The organism is Candidatus Pelagibacter sp. (assembly GCF_052049995.1).
Taxonomy (GTDB): domain Bacteria; phylum Pseudomonadota; class Alphaproteobacteria; order Pelagibacterales; family Pelagibacteraceae; genus Pelagibacter.
On sequence record NZ_JBNGYX010000001.1, the window covers coordinates 174301 to 188126 of the forward strand.

The 13826-nt window shown below is 31.6% G+C and carries 15 protein-coding genes; 14 read left to right on the plus strand and 1 reads right to left on the minus strand.

Translation table 11 applies throughout. The features are described from left to right. Positions 1 to 13 precede the first annotated feature (13 nt). Positions 14 to 1024 carry a glycine betaine ABC transporter substrate-binding protein gene (locus ACTT9Y_RS00915; protein ID WP_440932606.1) on the minus strand — a complete coding sequence of 337 codons (1011 nt, stop codon included), beginning with the start codon at positions 1022 to 1024 and terminating at the stop codon, positions 14 to 16. A gap of 276 nt (positions 1025 to 1300) precedes the next feature. Between ACTT9Y_RS00915 and ACTT9Y_RS00920 the strand changes: the two genes are divergently transcribed. The 14 genes from ACTT9Y_RS00920 to ACTT9Y_RS00985 are packed head-to-tail and all read left to right on the plus strand — an operon-like array spanning position 1301 to position 13825. Then, a complete protein-coding gene (locus ACTT9Y_RS00920; protein WP_440932607.1) occupies positions 1301 to 2479 on the plus strand; it encodes an aromatic ring-hydroxylating oxygenase subunit alpha in 1179 nt (392 codons plus the stop codon). A gap of 11 nt (positions 2480 to 2490) precedes the next feature. Then, the gene (locus ACTT9Y_RS00925) at positions 2491 to 3531 is read left to right on the plus strand and encodes a homocysteine S-methyltransferase family protein (protein WP_440932608.1); all 1041 of its coding nucleotides are present in this window, start codon (positions 2491 to 2493) and stop codon (positions 3529 to 3531) included. Then, positions 3531 to 5936 (plus strand): GcvT family protein, encoded by a 2406-nt coding sequence (locus ACTT9Y_RS00930; protein ID WP_440932609.1) that lies wholly within the window; start codon positions 3531 to 3533, stop codon positions 5934 to 5936. Before ACTT9Y_RS00925 ends, ACTT9Y_RS00930 begins: the two co-directional genes overlap by 1 nt. Continuing rightward, positions 5937 to 6926, plus strand: a complete 990-nt coding sequence (locus tag ACTT9Y_RS00935) for an arginase family protein (protein ID WP_440932610.1) — start codon at positions 5937 to 5939, stop codon at positions 6924 to 6926. After that, a complete protein-coding gene (locus ACTT9Y_RS00940) occupies positions 6927 to 7562 on the plus strand; it encodes a class I SAM-dependent DNA methyltransferase (RefSeq protein ID WP_440932611.1) in 636 nt (211 codons plus the stop codon). It begins immediately after the preceding gene. Further along, a complete protein-coding gene (locus ACTT9Y_RS00945; protein ID WP_440932612.1) occupies positions 7555 to 7926 on the plus strand; it encodes an SET domain-containing protein-lysine N-methyltransferase in 372 nt (123 codons plus the stop codon). The genes ACTT9Y_RS00940 and ACTT9Y_RS00945 overlap by 8 nt, the downstream gene beginning before the upstream one ends. A gap of 18 nt (positions 7927 to 7944) precedes the next feature. Further along, entirely contained in the window at positions 7945 to 9180 is a 1236-nt protein-coding gene (locus ACTT9Y_RS00950) for a M24 family metallopeptidase (RefSeq protein WP_440932613.1), read from the plus strand. After that, complete coding sequence (locus ACTT9Y_RS00955; protein ID WP_440925047.1) at positions 9180 to 9590, plus strand: adenylyl-sulfate kinase; 411 nt, start codon at positions 9180 to 9182, stop codon at positions 9588 to 9590. Before ACTT9Y_RS00950 ends, ACTT9Y_RS00955 begins: the two co-directional genes overlap by 1 nt. Continuing rightward, positions 9587 to 9961 (plus strand): cytidyltransferase, encoded by a 375-nt coding sequence (locus ACTT9Y_RS00960; RefSeq protein ID WP_440932614.1) that lies wholly within the window; start codon positions 9587 to 9589, stop codon positions 9959 to 9961. Before ACTT9Y_RS00955 ends, ACTT9Y_RS00960 begins: the two co-directional genes overlap by 4 nt. A gap of 6 nt (positions 9962 to 9967) precedes the next feature. Next, on the plus strand, positions 9968 to 10819 hold the full coding sequence (locus ACTT9Y_RS00965) for a HalD/BesD family halogenase (protein WP_440932615.1): 852 nt from the start codon (positions 9968 to 9970) through the stop codon (positions 10817 to 10819). Beyond that, positions 10820 to 11599: an enoyl-CoA hydratase gene (locus ACTT9Y_RS00970; protein WP_440932616.1), complete on the plus strand. Its 780-nt coding sequence runs from the start codon at positions 10820 to 10822 to the stop codon at positions 11597 to 11599. After that, positions 11599 to 11781, plus strand: coding sequence for a hypothetical protein (locus ACTT9Y_RS00975; protein ID WP_440907655.1), 183 nt, complete (start codon positions 11599 to 11601; stop codon positions 11779 to 11781). The genes ACTT9Y_RS00970 and ACTT9Y_RS00975 overlap by 1 nt, the downstream gene beginning before the upstream one ends. Beyond that, the gene (locus ACTT9Y_RS00980) at positions 11781 to 12215 is read left to right on the plus strand and encodes a CoA-binding protein (RefSeq protein WP_440932617.1); all 435 of its coding nucleotides are present in this window, start codon (positions 11781 to 11783) and stop codon (positions 12213 to 12215) included. The genes ACTT9Y_RS00975 and ACTT9Y_RS00980 overlap by 1 nt, the downstream gene beginning before the upstream one ends. Beyond that, positions 12215 to 13825: a hypothetical protein gene (locus tag ACTT9Y_RS00985; RefSeq protein ID WP_440932618.1), complete on the plus strand. Its 1611-nt coding sequence runs from the start codon at positions 12215 to 12217 to the stop codon at positions 13823 to 13825. Before ACTT9Y_RS00980 ends, ACTT9Y_RS00985 begins: the two co-directional genes overlap by 1 nt. Position 13826: the final 1 nt, after the last annotated feature.

Here is a 13826-nt window from a genome sequence, read left to right on the forward strand (position 1 = left end):
ATTTTAAGTTTAATTATAAACTTTTTTTGATTTTTTTTGCTGCATCAGAAGACACCCATTTTGTCCAAATATCTTCGTGCTTAATTAAAAACTCAACTGCAGCATCTGATCCTTTTGCTTGGTTGTCAGCCATGTAGACCAACATTCCATTCATAACTGTACCTGGATACGTTCTTTTTTCAACATAACTAAGAACATCTTTTCCCCCAGTTTTAGCAAAGTTAGCACTCACAATTGAGTTCACTTCAGATTTTGTCCATGCAGTTGGTTTTGGACTTGCGCAATCTTGCTCAGCAAGAGTTATGCAATTATCCCAATTATCTCTTCCTGCAAAAGGAACACCAAAATCAACTGGTTGTAAATTATACTTCCCAACCATTGAAGTAGGATTCCAATAATATCCAAACCATGGTTCACCTGAATCTGATGCTTTAGCAATAGAACCATCTAAACCTGCAGCAGAACCTGGATCAATTAGTTTCCAACCTTTTTTCTCCATCTCAAATGCTCTGTATAAATTTGCATTTGCTAATTGACATCCCCAACCTGCTGGACATCCCATGAAAGCACCTTTAGATGGATCCTCTTTATCAGGAAATAAGTCTGGTCGTTCTAAAATTTGAACAGCAGTCATACCTTTAAGTTCTGGATGTTTTTTTAAAGCTGCTGGGTTTAACCACCAACCTTCTCCAAGACCAGTAATTGGCGCTTTATTAGCAATAATTAATCTTTTTTCACTTACTGCTTTTTTTAAAGGAGTGTAAACAGCATTCGCCCATTGCTCAGGGTTCATGTCAGGTGTTCCTTTATCATTCATAGATGTAAATGTTGGCATAGTAGCACCAGGTACTAATTCTACGTCACATCCGTATCCCTCTTCTAGTATGATTTTATCAACGTTTGCCATCAATTCAGCAGATGCCCAGTTCTGTTCGGCAATCACTAATTTTCCACATGCATTTGCAAAAGAAGTCATACCAAATGCTAAAAGTGTGGAAAATAGAATTGTTTTTAATTTTTTCATTATATCTCCGTTAGTTAAATTTAGATTAACACTACAACATATCGAAGAAAATATTGCAAATATCTTTCAACTGTTAGTTGAAGTTAAATTGTCTTTAATTGCGATTTATTAAGTTATAAAGTTTTTTTTATGAAATTTTCTGCAAATTTTTTTTTTAAAGAGTTTGTTTATATTTTAAATTGCAAAACTGTATTTCAACAAATCATTATAAGAGAGTCGAAAAAATTTAGCTTTAATTAATTCCAACTTTAACAAGGAGGTATAATAAAAGTTGAAATGAAAAAGTTATCACAGATACTCAATTTAAATAAATTAAAAGTAGTCAATAAAGATATTCATAAAGCTCATGGGCTACCTAATGAGTGTTATACTAATGATGATTATTTAAATATTGAAAGAAAAAAAATATTTGAAAATAAATGGATCGTGATTGGTGTTGGAAGCTCTATTCCAAATATTGGAGACGCAAAACCTTTTGATCTTTTAGGTATTCCTTTAATTATTTTAAGAGATAAAAATAAAAAAATAAGAGTATACCATAATGTTTGTAGTCATAGGGGCTACAAAATACTTCAAGAAAAATGCAAAATCAAAAATGTAATTAGATGCCCTTATCATTCTTGGTCGTACGATTTTAATGGTAAATTAGTTGCGACTCCTCACATTGGTGGAATGAACAAGCATAATTGTAGTAAATTTAGTAAATCAGAGAGTGGACTTAAAGAAGTTAGATCTCATACTTGGTTAGATTTAATATTTATAAATCTGAAAAATAATGAGATTGATTTTGAAAAATATATTAAACCTTTAAGTGATAGATGGAAAAAATTCTGGCCAATTAAAGATAGAACTTTAATTGTTTATTCAAAAGATTATGGTTATTTTAATTTAAATGCTAAATGCAATTGGAAATTTGCAATAGAAAATTATTGTGAAAGTTATCATCTACCCTGGGTTCATCCTGGATTAAACTCTTACTCAAAAATTGATGATCATTATCATATTCAAGGATTGCCTAATCGTTTTGCTGGGCAAGGCACTATGGTTTATAATCCAAGGTTTAAAAGTAACTTAAAATTTCCAACATTTCCAAACTGGCCTAAAGATCAAGAGCATATTGCTGAATACGTTGCTCTTTTCCCAAATGTTATGCTTGGGATACATAAAGACCACTTTTATGCTTACTGGTTAGAACCGGTAAATAATGAATATACAAAAGAACATATGGAAATTTTTTATGTTGGTAATGAAGCAGCAAATTCGAAAAAATTTAAAACACTTAGAAAACAAAACTTTGAACTTTGGAAAGGAGTTCAAAGTGAAGATTTAAATATAATTGAGGGAATGCAGGATGGTAGAAAATCACCATCTTATAATGGGGGAAATTTTTCACCTGCGATGGATAATCCTACCCATCATTTCCACAAATGGGTTGCAAACAATATAATGAAATGAAAGGATAAATTATGAAAAAAGATCTTATTTCAAGATTAAATGAAGGTCCAATAATGTGTGCAGAGGGATATCTTTTTGCAATGGAAAGAAGAGGGTATTTATCAGCAGGACCATTCGTGCCTGAAGTTGTATTAGAACATCCTGAGGTAGTAACGCAATTACATAGAGAGTTTATTCGTGCGGGATCTGATGTTGTTCAAGCATTTACTTATTATGGGCATAGAGAAAAACTTAGAATTATAGGCAAAGAGGATATGTTAGAGCCTCTTCAAAAAAATGCTCTTAAGATAGCAAAAGATGCTGCAAATGAATTTAAAGATTTAGACCTGATGGTTTGTGGCGATGTAGCCAATACAAATATTTTCGATCCAGGAGATACTAGTACCCACAAAGAATGTCAAAAAATGTATGAAGAACAAATTAGCTGGGCAAAAGAAGCAGGAGTGGATTTTGTAATAGCAGAAACAATAAACTGGACAGAGGAAATGAAAATTGCATTAAAAGCAATTAAAGATTCTGGACTTATTGCTGTTTGCAATTTCGCAATCCCCAGAGGAGATAAAACTAGAGAAGGACATAGTGCTGAAGATGCATGTAAGATTATGGAGGATCTAGGAGCCGATGTGGTCGGTTTAAATTGTTATCGTGGTCCAGAGATGACAATGAAGTTATTAAAAAAAGTAAGAGAAAAAGTATCATGTCATGTTGCTGGCCTCCCAGTGCCATATAGAACAACAGAAAAAGAGCCTGGATTCTTAAATATTACTGATCATGGCTGCAATTGTATTCCTGGTGGTAATGCATTTCCAGTCGCTTTAGATAATTTGCTATGTAACAGATTTGAAATGGCAGAATTTGCAAAAGACTGTGTTCAAAATAAAATAAATTTTATTGGTATTTGTTGTGGAGCAGAAGCGCATCACGTAAGAGAAATGTCTGTAGCGATTGGTAAAAAACCAATTTCAATGAAATACATGCCTGACATGAGCAAACATTTCCATCATGGAACAGATAAGTCATTAAAAAAAGTAAATAAGGAAATTAAATACTAATGGAAAAAAATGCCAAAGTAGTAATCATAGGAGGTGGTGTAGTAGGGTGTTCTATTCTTTATCATTTATCTAAATTTGGATTAAAGGATTGTATCTTACTTGAAAGAAATGAGCTTACTTCAGGCTCGTCTTGGCACGCAGCGGGAAATGTGCACGTTATTTCATCCGATCCTAATATTTCTAGGATGATGGCTTATACAATAGGCTTATATAAAGAAATAGAAAAAGAGTCAGGACATTCTGTAGGCTTTAAACCCAGTGGAGGTTTTTATTTAGCTTCAAATGAGGTGTGGGCAGATTATTTAAAGAGAGAAAGATCAAAAGCAAGATATATGGGGCTTGACCAAGAATTTATTTCTTTAGAGGAAGTAAAAAAGAAACATCCATTAATTGATCCCTCTAGATATTTGCTAGCTTTATGGGATCCTATTGATGGAGAAGTGGATCCATCAGGAGTGACTTACGCTTTTGCAAAAGCTGCAAAAATCCATGGTGGAAAATACTATACTCACACTGTCGTAAAAGACACGAAACAAAAAGAGGATAGAACTTGGGAAGTCTTTACCGACAAAGGAAACATCAATGCAGAAATAGTAATTAATGCAGGTGGTTTGTGGGCTAGAGAAGTTGGTCAACTAGCTGGACTTAATCTTCCAGTGCAACCAATGGAGCATCATTATTTGATAACTGAACCAATTCCAGAAATTGAAGCTATGGGTGATCAAAGATTACCTATTGGTACGGATTTTGAAGGAAACATTTATTTTAGACAAGAAGGAAAAGGAATGTTACTTGGAACTTATGAGCCAAAGTCAACTCCATGGAAAGTAGAGGGAACTCCAATGAATTTTGGTCATGAACTACTTGAACCAAAATTAGATAATATCGAAGATAGATTGGCAATTGGGTTTGAGAGAATGCCAGCATTAGAGCGGGCAGGAATAAAAAATATTGTTAATGGACCTTTTACTTTTGGTCCAGATGGAAGTCCTTTGATTGGTCCAGTACCAGGATTGGAAAATTATTGGGTCGCTGTTGGTGTGATGGCTGGATTTTGTCAAGGTGGTGGTGTTGGAAAATGTATTGCTGAATGGATTATTGATGGTGAACCTTCAATAGATGTTTGGGCTATGGATGTTGCTCGTTTTGGAGATTATGCTTCACCTCAGTATGGAACAATCAAATCTTCAGAAAATTATGAGCGAAGATTTATTATGACTTTTCCTAATGAAACTTTACCAAAAGGAAGAAAACAAAAAACTACTGCCTTATATGATCGTTTAGTAAATCAAGGCGCTGTTATGGGAGATAGTTTTGGGTTGGAAAATGTTTTGTGGTTTGCAAACAATAAAGAAGATGCTCACGAAGAGCCTACCATTAAAAGATCGAGATCACACGACTATGTTTCAAAAGAAGTTATTAATGTGAGAGAAAATGTTGGTTTAATCGAAGTTGCAAATTTTTCAAAGCATGAGTTCAAAGGTCCTGATGCCAGAAAATTTTTAGATCACATAATGGCTGGAAGACTTCCAAAACCAGGAAGAATATCTTTATCTCCAATGTTGTCGTACAGAGGAAAATTATGTGGCGATCTAACTGTGGCTTGTTTAGATGAGAACGAATTCATGGTATTTGGATCTGGAGCTGCTCAGGAAATGCATAGACGTTGGTTTGAAAGTCATTTAGGAAAATTTAATTTAAGTTACACTAACAAATCTGACGAGTATCATGGATTGTCTATTGCAGGACCAAATTCAAGGAAAGTTTTAGAAAAAATTGTAAGAGACGATGTTTCAAATGAAAAATTTAAATTTAGAGATTCTAGAAGAATGTTTGTTGGGGGAGTTCCAGCAATAATAAATAGAATTTCATTTACCGGTGAACTCGGATACGAAATTTATGTAGCACCTCACTATCAATTAAAACTTTATGAAGAATTAATAAAAGCTGGAAAAGAATTTAATATTAAACCATTTGGTGGAAGAGCATTAATGTCAATGAGATTAGAGAAAAATTGGGGAGCTTGGACTTTAGATTATAGACCAGATTTTACTGCAAAAGAAACAGGCTTAGACACTTTTATTAATTGGGATAAAGAGTTTATTGGTAAAGAAAGTGCACAGAAGAAAAATTCATCAAATAAACTCATACCATTAATTATTGAAACAAATGATATTGATGTAACAAATAATGAAGCTGTTATGAATGGAGATCAAAGTATTGGCTATGTAACTTCAGGTGGGTTTGCTCATTTTGTAAACAAAAGTGTAGCGTTTACTTTTGTTGATCAAAAAAAAATTAAATCTGAAAATAAAATTCAAGTAGAGATAAATGGAGATTTATTTAATTGTTCAATTATCAAAGAACCACTTTACGATCCAAGTGGTCAAAAAATGAGAAGCTAAATGATTTCAGATGAAGATAAAATAATGATGGAAACACTTTATTGGTGGGGTATACCAACTTTGTTTAGATGTAAAAATGATCCAAATCCAAAAAATTGTGATATTGCATTAGTTGGTGTTCCACACAGCACAGGAAATGGAACCACTGAAAGGGACCAGCATTTAGGTCCTAGAGCAGTAAGGAATATTTCTGCGATGCTGAGACGTTCTCATTTTGATTACAAAATTGATCCTTGGACAGAAAATAAAATACATGATTTAGGTGATGTTCCCTTTCCAGAAGCGAATGATAATGAAAAATGTATTGAGAGAATATCAACTTTTTATGATCATATTGAGCAAGCTGAAAAACCAGTTGTATCAATTGGAGGTGATCATTCAATTACAGGAGGTATCGTTCAAAGTCTGGCTAAAAAAAATTCAAAATTAACTAAGGGAAAAAAAATTACTCTTGTTCATTTTGATGCGCATACAGACTGTTTTGAGAAATTAGACCATTTTTTAGGTGCAAAAAAATCTGCTGCGCATTGGGCCTCTTATTTAGTAAGGCAGGGAAATGTAGATCCTCATACAAGTACACAAATAGGAATAAGAGGAAATCCTAGAACATTAGATTGGTTACAAGCAAGTTACGATATTGGATACCAAGTAATTACTATGGATGAGTACAGAGAACTAGGTCAAAAAAAATGTGCTCAAATGATTTTAGATAGATTAGGGGATAATCCTATTTATATTACTTTTGATTTAGACTGTTTAGATCCAACTGTTGCACCAGGAGTAGCTAACATCGAACCTGCTTACAAAGGATTTAATATGGACGAAGTAAGAAAACTTATTCAGTCTTTAAAAGGAAAAAATATAATTGGAGGAGATGTTGCCTGCTTGATGCCAACAAAAGATAGTCCAAATCAAATTACTGCTTTGGTTGCATCCTCAATTATGTTTGAAATAATCTGTTTAATTTCAATTAATTTAAGAAATAAATAAATGTCGCAGAAAGATGTAGGAAACAAAATTCCAATTTATAAACTTAAAACCACCGATGAGGTTATGAAATATTATGACGAGTGGGGAAATAAAGATAAATACAATAAAGACATGGTTGATTGGAACTATACAGGCCCTAAAGAAACCTCAGAAATTTTAAATAAACATGAGAAGAATAAAGACATTTTAATATTTGATGCTGGATGTGGCACAGGTTTAGTAGGTATAGAGCTAAATAAATATGGTTTTAAAAATTTTCATGGAGCAGACTTATCACAAACTTTATTAGATTCTGTTCCAAATAATCTCTATCAAAAATTAACAAAAGTTGATCTTAATAAAACAATTGATACAAAAGACAATTCATATGATGCTGTTATGTGTGTAGGAACATTTACATTTGGTCATGTAAAACCAAATGCATTAGATGAGTTTGTTAGAATTACAAAATCAGGTGGGTTAATTTGTTTTACTATTAATGAGGGTATTCATGAAGAATATGGGTTTGATAAAAAAATAATAAGTTTAAACGAAAACAATAAATGGAAAGAACTAGAGTTTTTTAAATCAGACTATATTGCTAGTAAAGATGTAAATGCTTGGTTAGGTTTGTATAGGGTTACGAAAAATGTATAGACCATTACCAAAAAGTCTTACGATAAAAGATTCTAAAATTGATGGTTTGGGCTTATTTTCTAAAACCAAAATTCAAAAAAATACTTTTATAGGTATAACTCATGTAAAACATGATGATTTTCAAGACATGTATATAAGAACTCCTCTCGGTGGTTTCTATAATCATTCAAAAAATCCAAATGTAACTAAAATATCATCAGACACACTTCCAAAATATTATTTTGGTCAGAATATTGAAATGAAAATTAAAGAATCTTTGGAAGATAAAAATAATAATAAACTAAAGTATTTTTACTTAGTATCATTAAAAGACATTGAACCTGGTGAAGAAATTTTAGCTAAATATACATTTTATGAATTTTGAGATAATATTTTTTGAACTATGAAATTTAAAAGAAAAATAGCTCCAGAAATAAAACCAAAACAAAATTTTATAACAAAAAAAAGATTAAGAGAGGATCAAATTAATTTTGACAAACTAAGATCATATCGTTTAGATCGGGTAAAAAAAGAATTACAAAAAAATAATTTAGAAGCTTGTATTTTATTTGATCCTGTAAATGTTCGCTATGCTTTAGATACTGTAAATATGAGTGTTTATAATATGCATAATTTAACAAGATATTGTTTCGTTCCAGTAAATGGACCAACGATTCTTTTTGAGTATTTTAATTGTGAAATATTATCAAAGCATTTAAATCTAATTGATGAAATAAGACCTGCAATCACGTGGGACTACTTCAGTAATGGAGACCAAGCAAACAATCAATTATTAAAATGGATAAATGAAGTTAAAGATTTATCAAAAAATTATTTTAAATCAAAAAAGATTGCAATTGATGTTTTAAATGGTCCTGCGGTTACAGCTTTAAATAAAGAAGGAATTGAAGTTGTAGATGCAAAATTGATTTTAGAACAAGCAAGAGTAATAAAATCACCTGATGAATTGACTTGTATGAAAGCAGCAATAGAAGTTGCAGAAAAAGGTGTATCAAAAATGAGATCAGATCTTAAGCCAGGAATGACTGAAGATGAATTGTGGTCAATTTTACATAAAACGAATATTGAAAATGGAGGTGAGTGGATTGAGTGTAGGATTTTATCGTCTGGTGAAAGAACAAATCCATGGATGCAAGAGAGTAGTAATAAAGTTATGCAACAAGGAGAAATTGTTGCTTTTGATACAGATATGGTTGGTCCCTATGGATACTGTGCTGACATATCAAGAGCCTTTGTAGTTGGACATAAATTTAATGATGAGCAAAAAAAACTATATTCAATGGCTAGAAATCAAATTGATCATAATTTTAGATTAATAAAACCAGGAATGAGTTTTAAAGAATTTATAAAAAAATCTTGGGTTTTGCCTGATGAGTATTATGGAAATAGGTATTCATGTATGGTTCATGGAATTGGGTTGTGTGATGAGTGGCCTCAAATAAGATATCCAACTGATGGTGGAGAAGAAGGTGGAACTTTTGAGAAGAACATGACAATTACACTTGAGAGTTATATTGGTAAAGTTGGTGGTAAAGAAGGTGTAAAACTTGAACAACAGTATCTTGTAGGTGAAAATGGACTTGAATTAATGTCCCATCATCCGTTAGAAGATATTTAATGAAAATTATTTTAGTAATGGGTTTGCCTGGTGCTGGTAAAACAACTCTAGCAGATGAAATGGCACCACTTTTAAATGCAAAAAGATTAAATGCAGACGAGGTAAGAAAAGCTGCAAACGATTGGGATTTTTCTGAAGAAGGAAGGGTAAGACAGGCAAAAAGAATGGCTGAGGCAGCTTTAAAATTAAAAGCAGAAAGTCATTATGTAATTGCAGATTTTATTGCACCAACTCCCGAAGCTAGAAGTTTGTTTCCTGCAGATTTTACAGTGTGGGTAGATACGATTAAGGAAGGAAGATTTGAAGACACTAACCAAATGTTTGTTAATCCTAAGAATTTTGATTTTCATGTAACAACTCAGGATGCAAAAAATTGGGCACCAAAAATAATAGAGGAGATAAAAAAATGAAACATCAATGGGATAACAAAAAACCAACAGCACAAATGCTAGGAAGATGGCAACCTTTTCACGATGGACATTATACTTTGTTTAAAGAAATTATTAAAAAAACTGGACAAGTTTGTATTCAAATTAGAGATGTACAAGGTGTAGATGATAATCCTTTTGATTTTGAAACAGTAAAAAAAAATATTGAAGACAGATTAAATCCTATGTTTGAAGGACAATTTAAAATAATGTTAGTACCTAATATTACAAATATTTGTTATGGTAGGGGAGTTGGATATAAGATTGAGGAAATAGTTTTAGATGAAGAAACTCAAAAAATATCAGCTACTAAGATAAGAGCGAAAATGAGAGAAGAGGGAAAGTTAAAATAAAATTAAATGAACGATAGACTTAAGACTATTGTAGATTTAGAAAAATATCCAATACACGATTTAAATTCACCAATAATTAAAAATCTAGTTAAAAAATGTAAAGAAGAACTGGATCAACATAGTTGTTCAACAATTCCAAATTTTATTTTACCTAAATCACTTAAAGTTATGAATTCTGAGTTAGAAAAACAATTAGACGAAGTTTATATGTCTAAAGAGAATATAAATGCTTATTTGTATGCAAAGGACGATCACTCATTACCAAAAGATCATCCAAAAAGAACTTTTATGAATAGATATAATGGATATTTAAATTCAGATTGTTTTCCAAAAGATTCCGAGATGAAATATTTATACGAAACTGAAGAACTTTTAAAATTTGTATCTGCTTGTTTAGGTATTTTTCCTATTTACAGATGGGCAGATCCTTTGGCATGTCATGCTTATAATGTTATGAAACCAGATGGAGTACTCCCATGGCATTTTGATAGTTGTGAATTTACACTTAGTTTAATGATACAGAAACCCGAGAAGGGAGGAGTATTTGAGTACTGTCCAAATATTAGAGAACCAGGAAATGAAAATTTCAAAGAAGTTCAAAAAGTTATAGCAGGAGATAGAACTAGAGTGAGACAATTGAAATTAGAGCCAGGAGATTTACAAATATTTAAAGGTAGATTTACTTTGCACAGGGTAACAAAAGTTGAAGGTCAAAAATCAAGATATATGTGTATTCCAGCTTATGTTTTAGATCCATGGAGAGTAAACACTCCAGAACATTCTAAAGCTATTTATGGCAAAGTTTTACCAATTCATATAGAAAGAAATCAGGCTAGATCCGATGGATTAACTGATTAAATGACTAGTAACATTAAAATTAAAAAAATTAATAACGAAGTTTCATCAATTATGATTGATGAACCAAAAACTTATAATTCTTTATCATTCAAAAATCTTTCAGATTTATTAAAAGCATTAAAAAAATTAGATGCTGATAAAAAAGTTAAAGTAATAATATTAGAGGGTGCTGGTAAAGGATTTAGTGCAGGACACAATTTAAAAGAAGTTAGAGGTCTAAAAAAGAGAGATAAATATTTAAAATTATTTAATCTTTGTTCAAAAGTAATGCTTCAAATTGTTGAAGGTAGAAAACCTGTAATTGCTAAAGTTCATGGAGCTGCATTTGCAGCTGGCTGTCAATTGGTTGCAAGTTGTGATTTAGCTTATAGTTCTAAGGACTCACTGTTTGCTACTCCTGGTGTAAATATCGGTTTATTTTGTAGCACACCTATGGTTGCTGTCAGTAGAAAGATAAATCGAAAACCTATGATGAAAATGTTACTAACTGGAGAACCTATCAATGCAAATTATGCAAAAGAAATAGGATTAATAAATGATTATTTTTCAAAATCAAAATTAAATAATGAAGTATTAAAGGTGGCAAACAAAATTGCCTCAAAATCTAATTTGACAATTAAAATTGGAAAACAAGCTTTTTACAAACAATTAGAAATGCCTTTAAATAAAGCTTATGCTTATACAAGTAAAATGATGACCCTTAACATGATGGCAATGGATGCTAAAGAAGGAATTTCTGCTTTTTTAGAAAAAAGAAAACCAAATTGGAAAAATAAATAGTGATAAAAAATATTTTAATAGTAGTTTTTATTATTATTGGTGCATTAGTAATTTATAATTTTAAGGATCATAATCAAAAAAGAGCGATCGAGGCATGTGTGGCTGGAACTAAAACATTGGAAAAACCAATGACTGCGTCTGAAGCTAGAATATTTTGTGAGAAACAGATTAAAAATAAATAATGAGTGATATTAAGGAAATTCTCTCAAAATATAAGACTATTGCTATGGTAGGAGTAAGTAATGATCCTACTAAAGCATCAACTATTGTAATGAAATACATGCAAGAATATGGATATAAAGTTTATCCAGTTAACCGCAGAGCAGAGGGTCAAAAAATTTTAGGGCAAGAGGTTTTTGCTAAAATATCAGATATTAAAGATCATATTGATATTGTAGATGTGTTTAGACCATCTAAAGAAGTCTATGCCATAGCAGAGGATACAATTAAAATTGGGGCTAAAGTTTTATGGTTACAGCTCGGTATACGAGACGAAAAGGCAAAAGAATTGATGGAAAAAAATGATATTAAGTATGTAGAAAACAAATGTACTAAAATGGAATATCAAAAATATTTTTTAAATGTTAGACAAGCTTTTCCGGTTTTAAGTGACTAATGAGCAAAATAATTAAATTTTTAGACAGCACATTTTTAGATTTGGGTCGTCAATTTAAATGGACTTATCTACCTCCATTAATGGTTTATATGGCTGCGGGTATTTCTGGTTTAACAGGTATTGTTGGTACATTTTTTGTTAAAGATTATTTAAATTTATCAGCAGCATTTTTAGCAGGCCTAGGTTTTTGGGCTGGAATTCCTTGGGCATTAAAAATGCCTTTAGGACATTTAGTAGATCTAATCTGGGAGAGAAAAAATTACATGGTCTATTTTGGAGCTTCATTGATAGCTCTTAGCTTACTAATTATGTATGGATTGATTATTCATACTGAAGATATGGCCCAGGTATTTTCGGTAGAAACATGGTTTGTGATAAGTGTAATTTTAGCTCCAGTTGGTTATGTGGTTCAGGACGTTGTGGCCGATGCTATGACAGTTGAGGCAGTTCCTTTGGTTGATGAAACAGGAAATGATTATTCTAAAGATCAAATAAAAATAATGCACACAACAATGCAAACACTTGGAAGGTTTGCTATTATTGGCGGTACAGTACTTGTTGCATTAGTTAATGTAATATTGTTTAGAGATGTTGAAAGCCTTGAGCAGGCCGATAAGATAAATTTATATGGAACTATCTACATTTATGCTCTTGTAATACCTGTAGTTTCAATACTGGGAGTAATTTTAGCAAATTATTTAAGACATAAAAAAATACAAAATTTAAAATCTAAAGGTCTAGAATTTAAAGATGAAAGAGGTGATGAGAAAACAAAGATAAACTGGTGGATATTAGGAGGAAGTTTAGTTTTTGTTATTTTCACATTGTCTATTGGTTCCTTTAAGGTTCCGTTTGCACAAGAAATTGTGTTTATTGGCTCAGTCATAATCATTTTGTTTTTAATGTTTAAACTTATTAAGGAATTACCTCAGGAACTAAGATTAACAATTGTAGGTACAGCAGTAATTATTTTTGTATTTAGAGCTATGCCAGGTCCTGGACCAGGATTAACTTGGTTTGAAATTGATGAGCTTGGATTTAATGAGCAGTTTTTTTCTGTTCTATCATTATTGGCATCAATTTTAACATTAGCAGGAATTGTATTGTTAAGACCTTTTATGGCAAATAATTCAATTGCTAAAATAATTGTAGTTCTAAGTATTGCCGGTGCGATTTTGTTTTTACCAAGTGTTGGAATGTATTATGGTTTTCATAACTGGACAGCCTCGTTAACAGGTGGAGTTGTTGATGCTAAGTTCATCGCATTAATAAACACAGCTCTTGAGTCTCCTTTGGGACAAGTCTCAATGATTCCTCTTTTGGCATGGATAGCAAAAAATGCTCCAGCACATTTAAAAGCAACATTTTTTGCAGTTTTTGCATCCTTTACAAATCTAGCGTTATCAGCAAGTGCACTAGGAACTAAATATTTAAATGAAATTTTTACGGTTACAAGAGAAGTAAAAGATAAAGTTTCAGGTGAAATTCAAACTACAGCAGATTATTCTGAGCTTGGGATTTTATTAATTGTTGTGACACTTTTGACATTAATTCTTCCAATATTATTTGTAATTATTATCAATAATAGTAAATACAAAACATCAGAGTAAT

Coding starts and splice junctions, on each gene's coding strand:
- ACTT9Y_RS00940 (WP_440932611.1), top strand. CDS start 6,927: ATGTCGCAGAAAGATGTAGGAAACAAAATTCCAATTTATAAACTTAAA.
- ACTT9Y_RS00925 (WP_440932608.1), top strand. CDS start 2,491: ATGAAAAAAGATCTTATTTCAAGATTAAATGAAGGTCCAATAATGTGT.
- ACTT9Y_RS00935 (WP_440932610.1), top strand. CDS start 5,937: ATGATTTCAGATGAAGATAAAATAATGATGGAAACACTTTATTGGTGG.
- ACTT9Y_RS00945 (WP_440932612.1), top strand. CDS start 7,555: ATGTATAGACCATTACCAAAAAGTCTTACGATAAAAGATTCTAAAATT.
- ACTT9Y_RS00955 (WP_440925047.1), top strand. CDS start 9,180: ATGAAAATTATTTTAGTAATGGGTTTGCCTGGTGCTGGTAAAACAACT.
- ACTT9Y_RS00950 (WP_440932613.1), top strand. CDS start 7,945: ATGAAATTTAAAAGAAAAATAGCTCCAGAAATAAAACCAAAACAAAAT.
- ACTT9Y_RS00915 (WP_440932606.1), bottom strand. CDS start 1,024: ATGAAAAAATTAAAAACAATTCTATTTTCCACACTTTTAGCATTTGGT.
- ACTT9Y_RS00970 (WP_440932616.1), top strand. CDS start 10,820: ATGACTAGTAACATTAAAATTAAAAAAATTAATAACGAAGTTTCATCA.
- ACTT9Y_RS00985 (WP_440932618.1), top strand. CDS start 12,215: ATGAGCAAAATAATTAAATTTTTAGACAGCACATTTTTAGATTTGGGT.
- ACTT9Y_RS00960 (WP_440932614.1), top strand. CDS start 9,587: ATGAAACATCAATGGGATAACAAAAAACCAACAGCACAAATGCTAGGA.
- ACTT9Y_RS00980 (WP_440932617.1), top strand. CDS start 11,781: ATGAGTGATATTAAGGAAATTCTCTCAAAATATAAGACTATTGCTATG.
- ACTT9Y_RS00920 (WP_440932607.1), top strand. CDS start 1,301: ATGAAAAAGTTATCACAGATACTCAATTTAAATAAATTAAAAGTAGTC.
- ACTT9Y_RS00930 (WP_440932609.1), top strand. CDS start 3,531: ATGGAAAAAAATGCCAAAGTAGTAATCATAGGAGGTGGTGTAGTAGGG.
- ACTT9Y_RS00965 (WP_440932615.1), top strand. CDS start 9,968: ATGAACGATAGACTTAAGACTATTGTAGATTTAGAAAAATATCCAATA.